At 69.8% G+C, this 20,035-nt stretch carries 13 protein-coding genes and 4 pseudogenes; 8 read left to right on the top strand and 9 right to left on the bottom strand.

The window, feature by feature from the left end; translation table 11 throughout:
• Positions 1-233 precede the first annotated feature (233 nt).
• Positions 234-1,742 (top strand): MFS transporter, encoded by a 1,509-nt coding sequence (locus tag ACZ3TS_RS26480; protein ID WP_467622465.1) that lies wholly within the window; start codon positions 234-236, stop codon positions 1,740-1,742.
• Positions 1,743-1,930: 188 nt separating this feature from the next.
• Here ACZ3TS_RS26480 and ACZ3TS_RS26475 read toward each other — a convergent pair.
• From ACZ3TS_RS26475 to ACZ3TS_RS26450, 6 genes and pseudogenes are all read right to left on the bottom strand, one after another.
• A pseudogene (locus ACZ3TS_RS26475) lies at positions 1,931-2,356 on the bottom strand (RsbRD N-terminal domain-containing protein); the annotation flags it as partial.
• A 721-nt stretch (positions 2,357-3,077) separates the two neighbouring features.
• Positions 3,078-3,503 (bottom strand): SsgA family sporulation/cell division regulator, encoded by a 426-nt coding sequence (locus ACZ3TS_RS26470; RefSeq protein WP_467622462.1) that lies wholly within the window; start codon positions 3,501-3,503, stop codon positions 3,078-3,080.
• Positions 3,504-3,919: 416 nt separating this feature from the next.
• A complete protein-coding gene (locus ACZ3TS_RS26465; RefSeq protein WP_467622563.1) occupies positions 3,920-4,129 on the bottom strand; it encodes an NIPSNAP family protein in 210 nt (69 codons plus the stop codon).
• Positions 4,123-4,251 (bottom strand): annotated as a pseudogene (locus ACZ3TS_RS26460) (NIPSNAP family protein); the annotation flags it as partial. The gene ACZ3TS_RS26465 and the pseudogene ACZ3TS_RS26460, both read right to left, overlap by 7 nt.
• A 40-nt stretch (positions 4,252-4,291) precedes the next feature.
• On the bottom strand, positions 4,292-4,711 hold the full coding sequence (locus ACZ3TS_RS26455) for an SsgA family sporulation/cell division regulator (protein WP_467622461.1): 420 nt from the start codon (positions 4,709-4,711) through the stop codon (positions 4,292-4,294).
• Between the two features lie 344 nt (positions 4,712-5,055).
• Positions 5,056-5,493 carry a hypothetical protein gene (locus tag ACZ3TS_RS26450; protein WP_467622458.1) on the bottom strand — a complete coding sequence of 146 codons (438 nt, stop codon included), beginning with the start codon at positions 5,491-5,493 and terminating at the stop codon, positions 5,056-5,058.
• A gap of 372 nt (positions 5,494-5,865) precedes the next feature.
• Here ACZ3TS_RS26450 and ACZ3TS_RS26445 point away from each other — a divergent pair, with 372 nt between their 5' ends.
• The 6 genes and pseudogenes from ACZ3TS_RS26445 to ACZ3TS_RS26420 all read left to right on the top strand — a co-directional run.
• Complete coding sequence (locus ACZ3TS_RS26445; RefSeq protein ID WP_030176846.1) at positions 5,866-6,075, top strand: ferredoxin; 210 nt, start codon at positions 5,866-5,868, stop codon at positions 6,073-6,075.
• Entirely contained in the window at positions 6,065-7,420 is a 1,356-nt protein-coding gene (locus tag ACZ3TS_RS26440; RefSeq protein ID WP_467622456.1) for an NAD(P)/FAD-dependent oxidoreductase, read from the top strand. The genes ACZ3TS_RS26445 and ACZ3TS_RS26440 overlap by 11 nt, the downstream gene beginning before the upstream one ends.
• Positions 7,421-7,450: 30 nt before the next feature.
• Entirely contained in the window at positions 7,451-8,635 is a 1,185-nt protein-coding gene (locus ACZ3TS_RS26435; RefSeq protein WP_467622454.1) for a cytochrome P450, read from the top strand.
• A 424-nt stretch (positions 8,636-9,059) separates the two neighbouring features.
• Positions 9,060-9,440 (top strand): PAS domain-containing protein, encoded by a 381-nt coding sequence (locus ACZ3TS_RS26430; RefSeq protein ID WP_467622452.1) that lies wholly within the window; start codon positions 9,060-9,062, stop codon positions 9,438-9,440.
• Positions 9,340-11,460, top strand: a complete 2,121-nt coding sequence (locus ACZ3TS_RS26425) for a SpoIIE family protein phosphatase (protein WP_467622449.1) — start codon at positions 9,340-9,342, stop codon at positions 11,458-11,460. Before ACZ3TS_RS26430 ends, ACZ3TS_RS26425 begins: the two co-directional genes overlap by 101 nt.
• Positions 11,461-11,546: 86 nt before the next feature.
• Positions 11,547-13,871, top strand: a pseudogene (locus tag ACZ3TS_RS26420) (SpoIIE family protein phosphatase); the annotation flags it as partial.
• A 75-nt stretch (positions 13,872-13,946) separates the two neighbouring features.
• On the opposite strand, the pseudogene istA reads toward ACZ3TS_RS26420, so the two are convergent.
• A pseudogene (istA, locus tag ACZ3TS_RS26415) lies at positions 13,947-14,792 on the bottom strand (IS21 family transposase); the annotation flags it as partial.
• A gap of 251 nt (positions 14,793-15,043) precedes the next feature.
• Between istA and ACZ3TS_RS26410 the strand changes: the two are divergent.
• The gene (locus tag ACZ3TS_RS26410; protein ID WP_467622447.1) at positions 15,044-15,430 is read left to right on the top strand and encodes a hypothetical protein; all 387 of its coding nucleotides are present in this window, start codon (positions 15,044-15,046) and stop codon (positions 15,428-15,430) included.
• A gap of 147 nt (positions 15,431-15,577) precedes the next feature.
• Here ACZ3TS_RS26410 and ACZ3TS_RS26405 read toward each other — a convergent pair whose 3' ends face one another.
• Both ACZ3TS_RS26405 and ACZ3TS_RS26400 read right to left on the bottom strand, forming a co-directional pair.
• Positions 15,578-19,177, bottom strand: coding sequence for a DEAD/DEAH box helicase (locus tag ACZ3TS_RS26405; protein ID WP_467622444.1), 3,600 nt, complete (start codon positions 19,175-19,177; stop codon positions 15,578-15,580).
• Positions 19,174-19,977, bottom strand: coding sequence for a Hachiman antiphage defense system protein HamA (locus tag ACZ3TS_RS26400; RefSeq protein ID WP_390858283.1), 804 nt, complete (start codon positions 19,975-19,977; stop codon positions 19,174-19,176). Before ACZ3TS_RS26400 ends, ACZ3TS_RS26405 begins: the two co-directional genes overlap by 4 nt.
• Between the last annotated feature and the right edge of the window lie 58 nt (positions 19,978-20,035).

Genomic DNA, 20,035 nt, shown 5'->3' with positions numbered 1-20,035 from the left:
CGTGGAATGACCAGGGTCGTCGGCTTGTTCCCGATCTCCCTCCCGAAGCGTGAGATCGCCGGCCTCGTCGAGCCGCATTACCCGCGCCATCCGTTCACCGAGGCGGCCATGCCGCCCACTGCCGCCTGAGCGCGAGGTGGCGCCCCGTGCCGGATGAGCCGTACCTGATCTCGATCCGTTCCGTTCTTCTCTCTCTTCCGCCATCCCCATCCGCTGTTCGGAGGGCCGCCCCCATGTCCCAGAACGCCACCGCCGCTGCCCGCGGCGCCGAGACCGCACCCGTGAATGTGCCCGACCTGTCGCACCAGCGGCGCTGGTGGGTTCTGCTGGTCGTTTCGCTGTCCATGCTGATGGGTGTCCTCGACGGCACCATCGTGAACATCGCCCTGCCGTCCGCCCAGCACGACCTGGGCTTCTCGGACGCCGACCGGCAGTGGGTGGTCACCGCCTACGCGCTGGCCTTCGGCAGCCTGCTGCTGCTCGGCGGCCGCATCGCGGACCTGGCCGGTCAGAAGGTGACCTTCCTGGTGGGTCTGGTCGGCTTCGCGGCCGCTTCCGTGGTGGCAGGCGCGGCGAACGGCTTCGCCGTGCTCGTCATCGCGCGCGCCGTGCAGGGCCTGTTCGCCGCACTGCTGGCCCCGTCCGCCCTGTCGGTCCTGATGACCACCTTCACCGATCCGCGCGAACGGGCCAAAGCCTTCACCGTCGCGGGCTCGGTCGCCGGGGCCGGCGGAGCCATCGGCCTGATTCTCGGCGGCGTGCTGACCCAGTACCTGGACTGGCGCTGGACCATGTACGTCAACGTGATCTTCGCGGTGGTGGCGTTCGTCGGTGGGGCGGCCCTGCTGCACCGCACCCCGCGCGACACGTCCTCCAGGCTCGACGTCCCCGGCACCCTGTTGGCCTCCATCGGACTGTTCTGCCTGGTCTACGGGTTCTCGAACGCCGAAACCCGCGGCTGGGGTTCGTCGGCGACCTGGGGCATGCTGGCGGCCGGCGCCGCACTGGTTTCCGTCTTCGTGTGGTGGCAGAGCAGGGCGGCGTATCCGCTGCTGCCCCTGCGAGTCCTGCTGGACCGTAATCGCGGGGCGTCGTTCGCCGCCCTGTTCGTTACCGGCGCTGGCATGTTCGGCGTGTTCCTGTTCCTGACCTACTACCTGCAGCAGAGCCTCGGCTACAGCGCTCTGAACACCGGCTTCGCCTTCCTGCCCCTGATCGTGGCCTCGTCGTCCGCCTCCGCTGTGGCCAACAACGTCCTGGTGGCGCGCACAGGACCAAAGCCGGTGGTCCCGCTCGGCATGGCCATTGCGGCCGCCGGGCTGATCTGGATGACCAGGCTGGACCTGAACAGCGGCTACGTGACGCAGGTACTGCCGCAGCTGGTGCTCGTCGGCATAGGGCTCGGCACGGTCATCGCGCCCGCCATGAGCCTGGCGACCTCCGGCGTGGCGGCAACCGATGCCGGCGTCGCGTCGGCCGCCGTCAACACGCTGCAGCAGATAGGCGGTTCCATCGGTATCGCCTTGCTCAGCACGATGGCATCCGACGCTGCCACCGGCTACCTCTCCGGCCGCGATCCCAAGGACCCGGGCGTCCTGGCCCAGGCCGGCCTCGCGGGCTATTCCACGGCCTACCGGTGGTCGGCGGCCGTCTTCCTCACCGGCCTGGTCGTCACCGCCTTCCTCTACCGCCGGGGTGTGCCCCGGCAGAGCGAGAACGCCGCACCTGTCGTGCACATGTAGGCGGCCAGGTACCGCCCAAGGATCCACCCTGTACCACCGGGCCGGACGCTCAGAGGGCGTGCCCGACGAGCTTGCTCTGAGCCGGCCACGGCCGATGCTGGACGAAGGAACGGTCGTGAGCAAGTGGGTCTGACGTCCGCGGTCGTTACGGCAGCACCGCGGTCCGGGTCGCCGGGGCGGCTCTGCCGTCAGCCGGAGGAGCCGCGGCTGATCCGCCACAGCGTTCTGGTCTGCGAGGTCACCGACTCCGGTAGCACCCGGCCTCGACCCAGCACGGAGTCGAGCAGGTCGACCGTGACGAGGTCGGCGAAATCCTCGGTGGCGAGGTCCGCCAGCTCTTGGGCTGTGCGGGCGATGTCCAACGTGGTGCCGATGCGCCTGCCCGCCTCGTTCGCCAACGACAGCCGCCACTGCAGCCGCCGGTCCCGTTCCCGCTGGTAGACCGCCACACCCTGCTCCGACATGCGATCGACGTACCCGCCCATCGACGCGATCAGCTTTCGCGTCGCCGCACTGATCAATTGGGCGTCGTCGGTCAGCTGGGGCATCTCTTCGAGTAGCCGGTCGAGCATGACACCTTGCCCCAGCCGGAAGGACCGCAGCATCACGCTGACGGGTGTCCCGTGCCGAGCAAGGCGGCGCGCGGTCCGGGTCTGCGGCCGGCGTTTCGATCTGGTCCGGCTCGGTGCCGTGTACCAGGCCGGCCAATGCCGCGAGAACGTGTTCGGTGACGTTCTGTGCCGTCATGCGGGCTACGTGGGGGTCTTCCCAGACCTCGGGGACTCCACGCTACAGGTACCGCTCGACGTCATGGATCAGCCGGTCCGCCCGCAGGCTGACCTCACGCGTGGCACGGGACACCGGGCTGTCCGCGGGGGAGTCCACAAGACGACGTTACGCTGCACCGGGGTGTACGGCGCGTCAGGGTCAGGGGAGCTGGGCCCAGCGTGCGCACGGTCGGCGTTGATGCCGCTCACGCAAGCGCGATCTCTTCCTCGGGCAGCGCCCGTCCCAGTAGCCGTCCACGAGTCGAGCAGTTCAGCAGGCTCGGCCAGCACTCCGGCTGACCGCTCCGTCCCTGCGGCAGAGCCTGCCGATGAGTGGCGAGCGACGGGGGGCGGGAAGGTGGGCGATGCTACGCAGGTAGCGGGTTGTCGCGTGGCGGCTGGTCTCACCGGGGCGGGTCGGCCGCGGAGTCGCGGTGAACGTCCTGACCGAGGCCGGCTTCGGCCTGGCCGCCCTCGGCGCCACGACTGCGGACATCCACTCACCCTGGCGGTGAACTCCGAGGCGCAGACGTCCGTGTGCCTGCCTCAGGTCGCACCATGCCAGGACTCACCCTTCGGCGAGGAGGTGCGCCAGCAAGCGGTCGAAGTCGCTGTGGCCGAGCTCGGCCCCTCGGGGCACCACTGCCTCCGTTTCCCGCAGGAACGCCTTGAACTCCTGCGCTGGGGCCTTGAGCAGGGCCGTACCGGACGGCGGGTTGAGGAGGATGTACACGTCGCGGCGGCCCTCCTCGCCGGCGGGCCATACGCGAACGTCCCCCTCGTCGGCGGGACCCTCCAGGCCGTCGATCAGCAAATCCCGCCCGATGATCCATTCCACCGGCTCGTCGCTGTTGACACCGGTGGTGAATGCGGCATGGACCACATAGGGATCACTCGGCTCGTACCGCAGATTCATGATCATGGGCAAGGACGTCGCATGAACGCCGACAAGCTTCACAGGCAGCCCCTGGATCACAGTTCTCAATGATTTCATGGGGTCTTACTCCTGGTGCTCCGAGTCATCGGGGGAGGGCCGTCGAAAGGGCTGTCGCCGGATTCAAAGGGGCTGCACGGACGGGGTTACTGCGAGGGGCCGGTGGCTATCGGCACGAGGACACCCGCAGGAGCAGTTCTTCGTGCCGTCGCAAGGGCGCCCCGGTCCCCACCTCGACGCCGGCCGCGGTTGCCGGGGCCGGGTCACGCGGGGTAGAGCCGTCCTTGGACCGGAACGGCATGCTCTCCGAATCCGGACGAGACGCACATGACCACACAGGTGCCCTGCTCATGGGTCGGTGTCGATGCCGGCAAGGGCCACCACTGGTGGTTCGCCATCGACGACACCCGAACCACCATCGCAGGGCCGCCGGATACCGGCCCTTCCGGCCGCGTCACTCGTCGCAGGCTGACCCGTCAGCGCAAGGGTGAGTCCACGGTGGGCGTCAGGAGGGTCTCGTCGAGGCCGACGATCTGGCTGATGTCGAATCCCTCCATGTCCGCGCGGAATTCAGGACTCGACAGGTATGCCTCCAGCCGTTCCCGCACGTCGTCGGCGTCCTTGTAGGAAACGAGGGCGTAGAGAGCCGGGGGGTGTCGCTTCCGGGCGCCGCGGGCACCGTCCAGACGCCGTGGGTGGTGATCCGGTGCTTGGCCATACCGGGAATGTGGTGCGCCCAGATCTTCTCGTAGGCGGCGAGCGCGTCGGAGCTGCGCAGGGTGTAGACGCGAAGCTGGTACTGGGGCATGACACTGGTTCCTTTACTTGTGAGCATGGATGGTCGGCGGTCAGCCTCGGGGGAGGAGGTGTGCCAGTTCGGCGTCCCAGTCGATGAGTCCGGACTCGGTCCCCCGAGGCACCAGAGCCTGGGTGTCCTGAAGGAAGGACGAGATGTCCCGCACGGGGACCTCGAGCAAGGCGGTGCCTCCGGAAGAACCGAGGGCGATGTAGATCGACTCGTCACCCCGCCCTGCGGCCGACCAGATCCGGACGTCCGCGTGACCTGCGGAACCCTCCAGACCGTCAGCCAGAAGATCCCGCCCCAGGACCCATTCGACCGGCTCGTCGCTGTGGACGAAAAAGGCGGCACGGACGACGTAGGGATCAGCAGGCTCGTACCGCAGCCGCATGCACAAGGGCTGTGAGTAGGCGCGCGAGACGACGAGCTGCGCGGTCACCGCCCGGACCACGGTCCTCGAGGACTCCATGGGCATTCACTCCAAGGGCACCCCCCTTGCCTCGGCTGCGCCCCGGCGCTCGTGGCGACAAGCACGCATCGAATCAGGAGGTGTTCAGCAGGGCCCGGGTGCCGGACAGCATCGGCGGACCGCGCGGGTCGTGGCGTCGCGGCAGTTGGGCGACGCGCGCCTGTGGCACGAGGTGGTGCCGCAGGCAGGTTCAGAGGGGAGCAGGGAGCAGGCCCTCGCTCGATCACCCGTCCGGGCGGCGGGCAGGGGACCGCTGATCCGTGACCAGCGGTCGCATCCCTGCCGCCGACAGGCATCAAGGCGAGGGGGACGGCCTGCGCTCAGGGGTACAGGCGGGACCCGTCCTACCGGTCACCGTGGTTCCGGTCGTACTGGTCCCAGCCGAGGTAGCCCCGGTCACGGCGGTTCCGGTCATGGTGGTCCCAGCCCCGGCCGTCGCTCTCGTAGCGGTTCCAGTCGAGCCGGTAGGACCTGTCGGACTTCCACTCGCGCCGCTCATCGTCCCAGCGGTAGCAGCGACCGTCGCGGCTGTGCCAGAGGGAGCCGGCAACATGGTCGTCGTGGTGCCAGCCATGCTCTCCGTCCCAGCAGTAGCCCTGCTCGATCAGGTAACCCACGCCGTGGTCCCAGCGGTAGTCGGTGAGGTTGACCTCGGCCGACCGCTGGACGTGCACAGAGGCGGGAGTCGCGGCCGAAGCGGTGCCCCCGGCACCGACAACGGCGACACCCGCGACCGCCACGGAGGAAACGGCGACAGCAATCCGCTTCGTGAGCTTCTTCATGATCTTTCCTTCCGGTTGGTGCGATCTGCATCAACGGCTGCTTGTGCAGGCGATGTGAGGCGCCTGGCGTTGTGTGGCGTTGTCCGTCAAGCAGTTCCATACGCTGTATGGAATCGCCCCGCCAGGATAACCATACGACGTACGGAAATGGGAGGGTGGTGACAGTGACTCGGGTCACCCGGGCCACCTGGTCGAAGGAGACGCACCTGAACGCTTCTCGGTAACTGGGGCGTCGTCGCCGGGAGTTCAACTCCTTCCCCCTCACCCTTCCGGCCCGAATACCAGCTCTCGATCACAAGGCATGCAGGGACTCGGCTCTGGCCCCATGCTGGAGAGGAGGGGGGTGTGACAGCGGAGGAAGAAGTGGTGGAGATGCGGACCGTTGTCGACCTCACACGCTGCCAGGGCTATGCGCAGTGTGTGTTCCTCGCGCCGGAGGTGTTCGAGCTGCACGGCGAGGAGGGGCTGCTGTACGCCACGGCCGTGCCCGACGATCAGGTGGAGCGTGTGCGCCAGGCCGCGGCCGCGTGTCCGGTGCAGGCGATCCTCCTGGGGGAAGAGGTGAGCACCGGTGCCCGGTGATTTGAAAGACGGCCGCATCGTCATCGTCGGCGCGTCGCTGGCCGGGCTGAGAGCAGCCGAGGCGCTGCGCGAGGAAGGGTTCACGGGTTCACTGACGGTGGTGGGGGACGAGCCCCATGCGCCCTACGACCGGCCGCCGCTGTCCAAGCAGGTGCTGCTGGGCCAGGCGACGGCGGACACCCTCGAGCTGCCGATGCGGCGGGATCCGGGTGCCGAGTGGCGCCTCGGCGTGCGCGCCACCGGTGTGGACCTGCTGGCGAAACGGGTGTCGCTCGAAGGCGGTGAGTCCCTGCCCTACGACCGGCTGCTGATCGCCACCGGGACCCGTGCGCGGCCCTGGCCCACCCCGGAGGAAGGGGCCCTGGATGGGGTGTTCACCCTGCGCACGCGTGAGGACGGCGCGGGGCTGGCCGAGCGGCTGGCCGCGAGGCCGGAGCGGGTGCTGGTGATCGGCGGAGGCTTCACCGGCTCGGAGATCGCCTCGGCCTGCCGGGAACTGGGGCTTGAGGTGACCGTCGCCGAACGCGGTCCCGCCCCCCTGGTGGGCGCGCTCGGCGGCACCCTGTCCAAGCTCGCGGCCGTCATGCAGCGCAACCACGGCGTGGACCTGCGCACCGGGGTGACGGTCACCGCCTTGAACGGCAACGGCAGCTTCACGGGCGCGCAGCTGTCCGACGGCAGCCGCGTCGAGGCGGACGTGTGCGTCGTGGCCCTGGGGGCGATCCGCAATGTGGAGTGGCTGGCGGAGTCGGGGCTGGCGGCGGGCCCGCGCGGCATTGCCTGCGACGCAGGCTGCCGGGCCTTCAACATGTACGGGATCGTCACCGACGATGTCTTCGTGGCCGGTGACGTCTCCCGCTTCCCCCACCCGCTGTTCGGCTACCAGATGCTGTCGCTGGAGCACTGGGGCAACGCGGTCGAGCAGGCCGAGGTGGCGGCCCACAACATGGTCAACCCCGGGCCGCTGCAGCGCCCGCACCTGGCCATCCCGGTCTTCTGGTCGACCCAGTTCGGGCTCAACATCAAGTCGGTGGGCGTGCCCACCTACTCCGACCACGTGGTCATCGCCCAGGGCTCCCTGGAGGCCCGCCGTCTGGCGATGGTCTACGGCTACCAGGGAAGGGTCACCGCAGCGGTCACCGTCGACATGGCCAAGGCGCTCGATTACTACCGGCACCTGATCGAGACCGCCGCTCCGTTCCCGCCGCCGCCCGGCGCGCAGGACCGTGCGATCGCGGCCGACGTCCCGATCCCCTCCGCCGTACCGGCCCCCTCCGTGCTGTCCCACGGCCCGACCGTCGCACTCACCGGTCACCTGCCCGACCGTCGGCTGACGGTGGTGTAGCCCCCATCACGCCCCCTGCGAGGAGCCGTCATGGACTCCGCGACCTTGCTGGCACGGATCACCGACTACGCCAGCCGTCCTAACCCCTACCCGTTGTACGCGGAACTTCGCGAGGCCGGTCCCGTGGTGCCGCAGGCCGACGGCAGCCACCTGATCGGCACCTACCACCACATCGCCGCGCTGCTCCACGACCCACGGATGAGTGCCGATCCCCGCACCCGCGGCGAGGCAACCCCCAAGCCGCCGTTCCTGCGGCTCGACGACCCCGAACACCACAGGCTGCGCACCCTCGCCATGCGGCCGTTCGGGCCCCCGCACAGCCCTGGCCGGGTCGACGGCATGCGCGGCGAGATCGACCGGATCACCCGGGAACTGCTGGAGCCGTTCGAGGCGGGCCGGCAGATCGACATCGTCGACGACTTCGCCTATCCGCTGCCCGTCACCGTGATCTGCCGCCTGCTCGGGGTGCCGCACGAGGACGAACCCCTCTTCCGGGCCTGGTCCGACGCGCTCGTCGCCGCCGCCGACGTCAGGCCCGACGACGACTCCACCGAGCCGGACAAGGCCGGCGACCAGGCACGGATGGAGATGGGCGGCTACCTGTTGAACCTGGCCGAGCGACGCCGCGGCAAGCCGGGCGACGACATGCTCTCCGCCTTCGTTAACGAGCCGGACCCGGCTCTGCGGCTCACCGACGAGGAACTCGCGGAAACCGCCGTACTGCTCCTCATCGCCGGACACGAGACCACGGTCAACCTCATCACCAACGGCGCCCTCACCCTCCTGCGCCAGCCCGAGCAGCTGGACCGGCTGCGCCGGGAACCGGAGTTGCTCCCGCGAGCGGTGGAGGAGCTGCTGCGCTACGAGCCCCCGGTCCACATGCGCGAGCGCATCCCGCACGCCGACATCGACATCGCCGGCACCCTCGTCCCCGCAGGCGCGTCCGTCGTTCTGGTGTTGGCCTCGGGCAACCGCGACCCGATGCGGTTCCGCGATCCCGACCGGTTCGACCCCGCCCGCCCGGACAACCAGCACCTCGGCTTCGGCAGCGGCATCCACGCCTGCTACGGCGGACCCCTGGCCCGCGTCGAGGCGTATGCCGCGCTCGGCGCCCTGCTTCCCCGTCTCGGCAGCGCCCGCCTGGTCGAAGACCCGCCCCCGTACCGGCAGAACGCGATGCTCCGCGGACCTCGCCACCTGCCCATCCACCTGTGAAGCCGAGAGGGCACGGCCTCCTCGTCGGGCTACGGCGGGAAGAGGACGCCGTACGCTGCCGCGGGCTTCGCCCGCGGAGATGCCAAGCATGTGGGGGAGCCTCCCGTCCGTGCCGTCCCAGGCTTGCCTGCGCTGCAGCTAGAGCCTGAGTCGAAGGCGCGGCGGCGAGGCGCTGAGCCCGATCATCCCGGGCTTGCAGATTTTCGTCCCACACTCCTGATCGTTCAATCAGTACCGACGACGGGCTTGACGATGAAAGGATTACATCTGACCATTTCATCAGAAGTGGGCAGAATGTCGCATCCAGACACATGCCCCACGTGTGCCGCTCAACCGGACAACGCCGTTCACCACCGCTGCACACAGAGCCGCCGCGCCTCGTGCCGACGCTCTCTTCACCTCCGCACCGATGGGATGAACCGCGATGACGTATACCGACCAGACCGCCCTCGCCGAGCCGGCGTGCCCCCGTGAGATGCCCGACGCCGCGATAGCGGTCGTCGACGCCGAGGGCACGGTGGTGGGGTGGACACAGGCAGCGCAGCAGCTTGTGGGGTATGCGGCCGGGGAGGTGGTGGGCCGGTCCGCCGTACACGTGCTGCCGCCCCCCGAGGGCAGCGATCCGCCACCGCGACGGCCGCACGCTCAGGGTGACGCTGCGGGTCTCGTTGTTGTGGGGGCAGGACACGGGCAACCGGTGGCTGGTGTCCGTGACCGAGATAGGGTCCCTGTCCTCGGGCGCGACCGGAGGGCCGGTGCGGGAATCCCTCCTTGCCCGAGCCCCGATCGGCATCGTCGTCTATGACACGCGGCTGCGCTGTGTCTGGGCGAATGACGCCATGGAACGTCACGACGGCGTGCCTCGTCACCGACGCTTCGGGCGCGGCCTGAAGGACTCGCTGCCCGCCATCGAGGCCGAAGCCCTCGAGGTGGTGATGCGGCAGGTGCTGCAGAGCGGGACCACGACGGTGCACGAGTACCGGGCGTGGCCGCCTGCGGATCGGCGCCGTGAGCATGCGTTCTCGGCCTCGTTCTTCTGCCTCCAGGGCGCGGACGGCACGCCCCTGGGCGTGTGTTCCATGACCGTGGACGTGACCGGGAACAGGCGTGCGCGTGAGCGCCTCGCCATCCTCAGTGAGGCCAGCACGCACATCGGCAGCACCCTCGACGTGATGCGGACCGGGCAGGAACTGGCCGAGCTGGCCGTGCCGCTGCTGGCCGACCACGCCCTCGTCGATCTGGTGGAGTCCGTTCCGTTCGGCGTCGAACCGTCGGCACGGATCACCACAGCGAGTGGCCGTCCGCAGTCGATGCGCCGCGCCGGTGTGGCCTCCGTCGACCTGGGTGTCCTGGAGCTGCCGTGGGTGCGTGAAGAGGTGGTCCACGCCCACCCGGACTCGCCGTTCTCCGCCGCCGTGCGCACGGGCCGGTCCTATCTGGAGCCGGTGCTGGACACCCGTTCAGGTCCCTGGGTCGATCACGATCCGGTGCGGGCTCAGAAGGTGCGTGACAGCGGCGTCCACTCCTTGATGGTGGTACCCATCCGTGCGCGGCGCTGCGTGCTGGGACTGGCGCTGTTCGGCCGTTCCGTGGAGCAGACGCCGTTCCAGGAGGACGACCTGCTCCTCGCCGAGGAGCTGGTCACCCGCGCGGCGCTCTGCCTGGACAACGCGCTCCAGTACGCCCGTGAACGCACCGCCGCCCTCACGCTGCAACGCGACCTGCTGCCCCACCGGGTGCAGGGCGGTGCAGCCGTCGAGGTCGCCTCGCGCTATGTGCCGGCCGACATGGACCACGGCGTGGGGGGTGACTGGTTCGACGTGATCGAGCTGTCCGGCGCCCGGGTGGCCCTCGTCGTTGGCGACGTGGTCGGGCACGGCATCAACGCCGCGGCGACCATGGGCAGGCTGCGCACCGCCGTGCGCACCTTGGCCGACCTGGACCTGCCTCCCGACGAACTGCTGGCACACCTCGACGACACGGTCCGACGGTTGAACGACGAGGACTCCGATGACTCCGGCCAGGCCCCCGCGGTGGTGGGCGCCACCTGTCTGTACGCCGTCTACGACCCGGTCACCCGGCGGTGCACGATGGCGCGGGCTGGACATCCGCCGCCCCTGATCGTCGGCGAACAGGGCCAGGTCACCGTCCCCGACCTGCCCGCCGGAGCCCCGCTCGGCCTTGGTCTCGGCCTGGTTCCCTTCCAGTCCGCTGAACTGGAACTGCCCGAGGGAAGTGTGATCGCTCTCTACTCCGACGGGCTGGTGGAGTCCCGGGACGAGGACATCGACGTCGGCCTGGACCGCCTGGGCGCCGCCCTGGCACAGCCAGGCGCGTCCCTGGAGGACATGTGCGCGCGAGTGATGGAGACCTCGCGCAGTCACACACCGGCCGACGATGTCACCTTGCTCCTTGCCCGGACCCGCGCGATCGAGCCCGCTCAGGTCGCCTCCTGGGATCTGCCGAACGAACCGGTCACCGTCGCGACAGCCCGGCGCCTGGCCGCCCGTCAGCTCAGGGAATGGGGTCTGGAGCCACTCGTGACGCCCGTGGAGTCGATCGTCAGCGAGCTGGTCACCAATGCCATCCGCCACGGCGACGGCCCGAGCCGCCTACGGCTCATCCAGCACCGGGTGCTGACATGCGAAGTCTCCGACAGCAACACCGGCCAGCCACGCCCCCGCCATCCCCACACGCTCGACGAGCACGGCCGCGGCCTCCACCTGGTTGCGCAGCTCTCGCGCCGGTGGGGCTCCCGCTCCGCAACGGACGGCAAGGTCGTCTGGGCCGAACAGGACCTGCCCTCCACGGCCGGTGCCCGGTGAGCGCCGGCCGTGGAGGGCGGCCAACAGCGAACGTCCGCGCATGCCGGTCTCCCGTAGCAGCAGGCTCTCACCAGGAAACCAGAGACATGGACCACCCAGTGAACGGTGAAAACGCCGCCCCGGCCGGCGCCTCCTCAGCAGCGATGAGCGCCTCCGGTGCCCGTCCCGGCGGCAGGGTGTCCGCCTTGGACGGCCTGGCAGCCGCGGTGCTCGACGATCGAGGCGTGGTGGTGGGGTGGACCGGGACAGCAGAGGACCTGACGGGGTTCCCCGCCGACGATGTCCACGGCCGCCCCGTGCGGGAACTGGTGGCCGACCTCCCGGACGACCTGGGCGGGGCCACGCACGTGCCGGCGTTCGGCCAGGTACGGCTGTGGCACCGGTGCGGCCACACTGTCGACGTCACTTTCCGGACCACAAGGCTGGGCACCTCGGCGGAGCTCCTCGTGCTGGCGGCGGCCACCCGTCACGTCGCCGACCATCAGCACGGCGCGGCGCTCCTGCGGGCCCTGTCCGCACAGCACCGGATCACCATCGCTCTGCACGACACGGACCTCACCACCGTGCAGACGAATGCCACGCCAGACGCTCTCGACGGCCGTCCGGTACAGCCCGGCGCCCGGCTGTGCGACGTGCTGTGCGCCGAGGACGCCGAGAACCTCGAGGAGGTACTGCGCCAGGTGCTCGAGACGGGGGTTCCGGTGGTCCACAGGAGCCGGCAAGTGAGCCTGCGGCACGGTCCGGCGCGGCGGCACGCGCTGTCACTGTCCGCCTTCCGCCTGGAGGACGCGCGCGGACGTCCCACCGGGGTCGCAGCCCTGTACATCGACGACACCGAGCTGCGCGCCCGCCGACAGCTGGATCTCGCCCGCGAGGTCGCCGAGCGGGTGGGAGGCTCCCTGGACGTCGTGCGCACGGCGCAGGACCTTGCGGACGTACTCGTACCCGCCTTCGGCGAACTCGCCGCAGTCGACCTCGCGCAGTCCGTCTTCGACGGTGACGAGCCCGCCGAGCGGCTGGGCGGCGGAGATCTGCATCTGCGCAACGCCGCCCTGGCGCCTGCCAGGGCGGCGTGGCCGGCCGGTATCGAGCGCGGCAACCCCGTCCCACCGCTGTCCGACCACCCCCTCCTGCGCAGCTTCCAGCACGGCAAGGCAGTCGTCTGCAGCCGGGACGACTTCGCCGCCCTGCTCGGCGGCCCGCACCTGGCCCAACACCTCATCCCGCACGACGCCCATGCGGTGATGGCGGCCCCCCTGTACGCCCGCGGCCTCACCCTCGGCGCGATCGTGGTCTGGCGCACCGGCCTGTCCGAACCCTTCACCGAGGACGAGACGGACCTGATGCAGCAGATCGCCTCACTGGGAGCACTCGCCATCGACAACGCCCGCCGCTACACACGCGAGCACCGGGCGGCCATGGCCCTGCAGCAGAGCCTGCTTCCCCCGGCCATGACCGACACACCGGCAGCCGAGACCGCCGGCACCTACCGGCCCGCAAGCGGGGGAGCGGGCACCAACGGCGACTGGTACGACGCCATCGCCCTGCCCTCCCTCCGGCTGGCCCTCGTCGCCGGAGACGTGGTCGGCCACGGCATACCCGCAAGCGCCACCATGGGCCGCCTGCGCGCCGCCATCCAGACACTCGCAGACCTCGAACTGGAACCGGACGAGGTGCTCACCCGTATCGCGGACCTGGTCCAGCGCCTTGCTGCCGAAGCACCGTCCGACGAACACGACACCGTCGGCGCCACCTGCCTGTACGCGGTCTACGACCCGGTCACCCGACGCTGCGCCATGGCCAGTGCCGGACACCCGCCACCCGTCCTGGTCCGGCCCGACGGGACCGCCGAAACAGTCGACATTGTCCCCGGACCACCACTCGCCGTCAGCGGCATGCCGTACGAGACCACCACGATCGACCTCGAGCCAGGCAGCGTTCTCGCCCTCTACACCGACGGCCTGGTCGATCGAAGGGCGGACGACGACACCGATGGAGGGCTCCGACGGCTGACCCATGCGCTCACCACCTCCAACCGCTCGAACCGCACACTGGACGAGACCGGCCGGGCAATCGTCGCCGACCTGGTGGACGAAGAAGCGCGTGACGACGCGACCCTGCTACTGGCTCGCACCCGCGCCGTACCAGCCGAGGACACCGCTCACTGGCAGATCCCGGCCGATCCGGCAGCCGTCTCCCAGGCCCGGGAATGGGCCACCCGCCAACTCACCCTGTGGGGGCTGGACGACCTACTCTTCACCACCGAACTCATCGTCAGCGAGCTGGTCACCAACGCGATCCGCTACGGTCACCCACCGGCGGAGCTGCGACTGATCCGCCACAACGTCCTGATCTGCGAAGTCACCGACTCCAACAGCACCCAGCCCCGCCTGCGCCGCGCCCGCAACACCGACGAGGGCGGACGCGGCCTGTTCCTCGTCGCCCGACTCGCCGAGCGCTGGGGCTGCCGCCATGGCCAGAATCACACGCCTGGTCTCGCGGTGCGGGCGGGCGTTGACCTCCTCGCAGAAGGTCCGGCAGGCCGCCTCCAGGACCGCGAAACTGCGGTATTCCTCAAGGAGGTTGACGTCTTTGGGAACCAGGTCGGCCTTGGCGATGCGCACGGTCGCCTCCGAGCCGCCCTTGGTCTCCGGGTCCGCCGGCAGGCAGGTGCGTATCGTCATGCCGTAGTGGCGGCCGACCTCGACAATCTCGGGGTTGCGCACCGCGATCCCGGCGATGTGGTCGGTGGTGACCGTCTTCTCGTTGTCGGTCAGCGCATAGGCCGGCACTCCGCCGAGCCTGCGCAGGGTGGTGTCCAGGCAGGCGGTGATTGTCGGCAGCGTCTTGTCCCAGACCGGTATCACGACCCGGAAGCGGGACCAGGCCAGCCACGCGCACCACAGCGAGGTACGGCGGCCACCGATCTGCGGGCCCTCGCCCCAGTCCCATTGCAACCACAGTCCCGGCTCGGTGATCCAGGGCCGGTAGACCCTGCGCTGACCGGCCCGGAACTGGGCCTTGGCCTCGGCGACCGTGCGGCGGGTGGTGCGTTCCCCACCGGTGAAGCCCATCGCGGTGATCCGCCGGTGCACCACATCGGCGCGGACCCGGCCGTTGGAGCGGACCACCAGCTCCTCGATCTTGGGCAGGTACGCGTCGATCGCCCGGTCCCGGTGCCGACGGGCCTGAGGGTGCTGCCCGGCCGCGCGCATCTTCACATAACGGGCCACCGTGTGGTGGTCGCACCCGGCCAACTCGGCCGCCGCGCGGTAACTGCCCGTGAGGTCGTAGGCCTCAAGGATTTCCATGATCTCCCTGCTGTTCTTCACCCGCCCGACTCTCGCCGACCAGGATCTGGATCTTGTGAGCGGGGAGATATCTGGCCGTCCACGGGGAAACCGTTGGCCATCAGTGGGGCCGTAAATGGCCGCCTATGGGGAGTTTGTCACGGCCGCTGTCAGCGCATGCACGTGACCTACTGGCCCGGCGCGCACCCGTTGTCCTCGCCCGCCTGCGAGTCGCCCTGCCGGAGACATCCATCGTCCGGCTGGGCAAAAGCCACCTTCGTACGGTGTGGGTGGTGGTTGCCACGTCGCCTGAGTTCTCCGATCGGCAGGCCCTGGAGAACGTGCTCATGGACGTGTGGCACGACACGGCGCAGTCAGTCGGCCCTGAACACCCGCTGTACTTCCTGCACGCCCACGAGACGGCAGCCGATCAGATGGTCGAGGAATGGGCAGCGGCCGTCCGACCCGCTGACCTGTCGGCACCCCACCACGTCGACACCATGACGTACGCGGCAACGGTGGACAACACCGATCCGGACGCCCTTCGCCGACGGGATGAATGGCTGGCCGGCAAGCCGCACGATCTGTGCGTGGTCTTCGCGGCCCGGGACGATGAAAAGCTCCCGCTGGCCGAGCTCGCCCGCGAGCGCGGCACGACCGTCTGGCGGCACGTGCAGTAACGAAGCCTGGATAGAGCCCTGACGTGTCTGCGAGACCGACGGCACCCGCGTCCTGGTGCTCTGCATTTCCTCGCTCTCGCCTCTTGGCCGGTCGCCCGCCCGGGCGGAGCCTACTCCGTGCAGTGCTTCGCCGTTTGGGGCGAGAGGTCACTGCGGGGTGAGCGTGATGGTCAGGGTGAGCACGTCGTGGACGTGGAGCTGGTCGGGGCCCATCTGCTCTGCGATCAGGCGGGCGTCGGTGGTCAGCTGCGCGTGGACGTGGGGCGCGGCGTCGTCGTCGAGGGCGAGGGCGAGCGGGCGGGCAATCTCCCGGGCGACCCATCCGAGGAAGACGCCCTGGTGCCGGACCTGGATCGCGTTGGGGTCAGCCTGGTTGCTGTGGTCGCGGACGAGGTCGAGGGGCGTGCGTGCGGTCAGCTGAGCGAGGTACGCGGTGGTGCCGGCATGGCGAGCGCCGCGCAGGGGACAGGTGAAAGTTCCGTGGCCGCTGAGGATGGCGGCCTGGGCGGTGCGGGGGCTGCGGCGCTCGGTGCTGCGGATGAGGAGACGGGCAGTGTCGGGATCGGTGAGCGTGGTGATCTCGTCGGCGGTGAGCTGGCTGAGCCAGTCGAGGAACTGCCCGAAGGAGGGCTCCGGATACGGGCAGTGGGCGGCGAGGGCGGTTGCGGTGGCGCGGTCGTGGATGCCGATACTGGAGGCGTAGCAGGCCGCAGGGGTGCCGACTCCGTATTTGATCATGGCTGGGAGGGCGGCCAGGCTGCCCTCGGCAGGGATGCCGCGCCGCAGTTCGAGCAGCTGGAGGATCGCGGAGACGACCCAGGCGAGGTCCTGGACGATGATCCTGTCGATTGCGCTGGTCGTCGCGGTGATGTCGCGGGTGAGCAGGTTCCCGTGGTGGGTGTGGTGAAGGTCTGTTGCCGGGATGCCGGCGATCCAGTCGGTGGCCAAGGGGACGAGGGCGGAGGCGGCAACCTTCTTCTCGCGGATGCTGCGCTGGACTTCCTGGACGCTGATGGCGAAGGTCAGGACGAGGCGTTGCAGGAGGTGCCAGTTGTCGGCGTCGTACAGGGCGGGGTTGGCGTCGAGCACGGTGTGGATCTGCTCGACGGCGGCGAGGGCATCGAGGCCGCCCTGGACGCTCAGGCCGGAGCGGACGATCGCGGCGCGCGCTGGGCGGTCGGGCAGGCGCTGGGCGATGGCGGCGACACGGCGCGCGGAGAAGCGTGCCAGGGGGGCCAGGGACCACTGCTGTGCGCCGAGTTGGTGGCTGGCCAGGGTGTCGCCGAGAAGCAGCTGGGCGGCCTGCTCGAGGAGGTGCTGGTCGGGCGTGTCGACGATCTCCTCGGCGAGCAGCGCCAGGAGTTGGATGTCCAGGCCCTCGGCCCATGCGGCCAGTTGTCCGTCCGTGGGGTCGGGCACGTCGAGCAGGGTGAGGTCTTCGCCCTGCTGGGGTGCCCGGCCAAGGCGTGCGGTGACCAGTTTGTAGTAGAGCCATCCGAGGGTGGAGACGACCGGTTCGATCTTGTTGCGGTCGAGGTAGCGGCGGCGCAGTTCCCGGGCGGCGTTTGCGTCTTTGGCGATCAGGACGACGTGGCCCTCGGTTTCCCGGCCGGCGCGGCCGGCCCGGCCGGCGGTGTTCCAGAAGTCGCGGACGCTGACCCGCTCGTTCTGGCCACGCCAGGTGTCGGGGACGAGGACGGTCTTGGTGGGCAGGTTCATCCCCTGCGACAGGGTGCTGGTGGCGCACAGGACGCGCAGCGCGCCGGTGCGGTAGGCGCGCTCGAGGCAGTGGCGGACGGCCTGGGGGACCTCGGCGTGGTGGTAGGCGTAGCCCCTGAGGACCATGGTGGCCAGTTCGTGGCCGGTGCCGAGGTGTCGGCCGATCTCGGCGGAGGCTTCCAGGCGCCGCTGTGCGACCTCGGCGTCGAAGGAGCCGTCGGCCATGCCGAGTTTCGGTGCGCCCTCCTTGTCCAGGGCTTCGCCCAGGGCCTTGGCGGCGGCGCGGGCCTTGATCTTGGTGGGCTGGGCGATGAGGACCGGGCCGAGCCGGTCGAAGTGCAGGGCCAGAGCTGCGGCGACGTCTTTGGGCGCCTCGGGGAAGAGCTTGACCCGTTTACGGTGCCGGGTCAGGACGCGCGGAAGGAAGAACTCGCCGTTGCCGCCGTTGCCGTAGTCGATGGCGCCCTGTTGTCCGTCGGCGTCGCGGCCGCGCCAGGAGAAGACTCCCATCCTCAGCCGGGAGGGCGACCAGTCGATGGCGGCAAGATTGGCTGCCTTCGCGCCCGGGTCGAGCCAGCGGGCCAGGTCCTCGCCGTTGGGCAGGACCGCGGACAGCAACAGCAGGCGCGCGGCGGGGGCGGTGCGGCGGACACGGGTCAGCAGCATCTCCAGGCGCAGCCCGCGTTCGGAGCGGTCGATGGTGTGGCCCTCGTCGACCAGGACCAGGGCGAGGCGCGCGGTCAGCTCGGGCATGTTGCGCAGCAGCAGGTCGAACTTCTCGCTGGTGACGACGAGGACGTCGGTGAAGTCCAGGAGCTGCGTCTCGTAGCGGACGTGTTCGGTGCCGCCGAAGAGGGAGGAGACCCGCAGGCCGAGCAGGTCGAGGCTCTCGGTCAGGTGCCGTTCAACCTGGGCGGCCAGAGCACGGCTGGGGACGACGTAGACGGCGAGCCGGGGCATGAGCCACCAGCGGTTTTCGTCGCCGGGTCGGGGGGCGAGGGCGTGGAGGATGGCCCATTCGGCGATGTGGGTCTTGCCCGCCGAGGTGGGCATGGTCACCGCCATGCTGCGTGCGGCGGCGTCGACCAGGCCGGCGTCGAGGGCCGCTCGTTGGGAGGGCCACACCTGGATGACGGGCCGTTCAGCGACGATCAGGGCCTTGAGGTAGTGCTCCCACAGGCGACCCCAGGTGGATGCGCGGCGCAGCAGCAGCCAGGGGGAGGTAGCGACGATGTCCTCGGCGACGTGGGCGAGGGAATCGATCAGGGTCCAGGTGTCGGCCACCGAGGCGTCCAGCAGGACGGAGGCGGCCTTGCGCAGGTCGGTGACGGCCGCGCGGCCGGCCGCGCGGTTGCCGGTGCGCCACAACAAGGCGAGATTGCGGGCGGCGCGCCCGCTGAGCCCGTAAGCGGCGAGTACGGCGGCGTCCGCCGCATCGGCTCGCCCTTCGGCGCTCTCCCCGACAAGTTGCCGACCCAGGGCGGGAAGGTCGTCGGCGCTCTGCTGTCCCAGGCGCGCGACCTCGTCGAGGTCGCGGCGCAGCACCGCGCCGGCCAGTTCGGCGATCCGGTACGGCGCGGCCGTCACCGGCGTCTGGACCACCTCGACTTCGCCCCGGGTGAACAGGAGCCGGACCTCATCGGTGAAGGCTGCCGCGAGGGTGGAGGCGTTGGCCTGGTAGCCGGCCAGGCTCCACATCGTCGCGGCGATCGCCAGCAGTTCCACGCGCCGAGGGTGCGCAGTGTCGTACCGCTCCGCGAGGTCCGCGTACGCCTCGGCGATCTCCGTCAATGGGCCGGGATCCGCGCGGCGTTCACGTGGCGTGCGGGTGAGCTGACCAAGCCGGGCGAGCGTCAGACCTCGCTCCATGCCGTCGACGTCGTAGGTGTAGGCAATGGGCGCGCCCTCAAGGCTGATCTGGTCGCCTAGGACTTGTGAGCGCAGCTGGGCGCGCAGACCGGGGCCGGCTTCGCCGTCGGCGAGGACCTCCTCGCCAAGTCGGCGTACGACGCCGTCGTAGTCCTTCATGCCGCGGTGTCCTTGCCGGTCTCGGTGCGGCGGGGGGCGGCGCCGGTTTCGGCGGCCTGGTAGACGCGGGCCACGAAGTCCTTCAGTCCGTTGATCTTGACGACTGTCAGCTCGGTCGGCTGGGTCACCAGGCCGGCGAGCATGGTGACGATGTCGTCCTTCCAGGTGTGGTCATCGTGGACGAAGACCATGTGGCGTTCCACGACCCGCTGGCCGGGGTTGCGCAGCAGGCCAGCGAGATGCCGGACGAGGAACTGGTGGCCTCGCTCGGAGCAGCGGGCCAGAGCAAAGTGGAGGGACTCGTCGAGGCGGACGAGGACCTTCTCCAGGCTGTCGTACGCCTCCTGGCTCATCTTTCGATCGCGGTAGGCGCGGGTCTTTACCTCGGGTACGGCGATCACCGGCGGCGTCTGGCGGAACCGGAACGCAAGCACGTCCGTGCCCTGAACGGCCTGGTTCGGGGTTTGCTTGTAGCGCAGTTTCAGGATTGGCACGCACCAGCGACGCATCCGCCGGTACAGGCCAGCGGTGACGATCTCACCGAAGTCGCCGTGTCGGACCTTGATGTCGGCCGGGAACTTGTTGGTTCGCAGGTAGTCGGCGACCTCCGGGGCACCGAGGTCGTCGAATACGAGCGCGAGTTCATCGGGGTTGAGGTAGTTGCGGGCCACATCGTGGCCGAGCTGTGCCAGCAGTTCCTCGTCACCGAGGCGGTCGGACCGGACGAGGGCTTCGTAAGACAGATTGCCTTCCGGCTGGTCCACCGGCTGTTGGTCCAGCCACTTATCGAACACGGGCACCCCCGAACTCCGTCGTCCTCCCCTGCCTCATTGTCACGTATGGGACCTGCAGCCGCGT

Source organism: Streptomyces sp. NPDC022910, assembly GCF_055561075.1.
The sequence above is the reverse complement of the archived record's forward strand: the minus strand, read 5'-3'. Positions and strand labels throughout refer to the sequence as shown.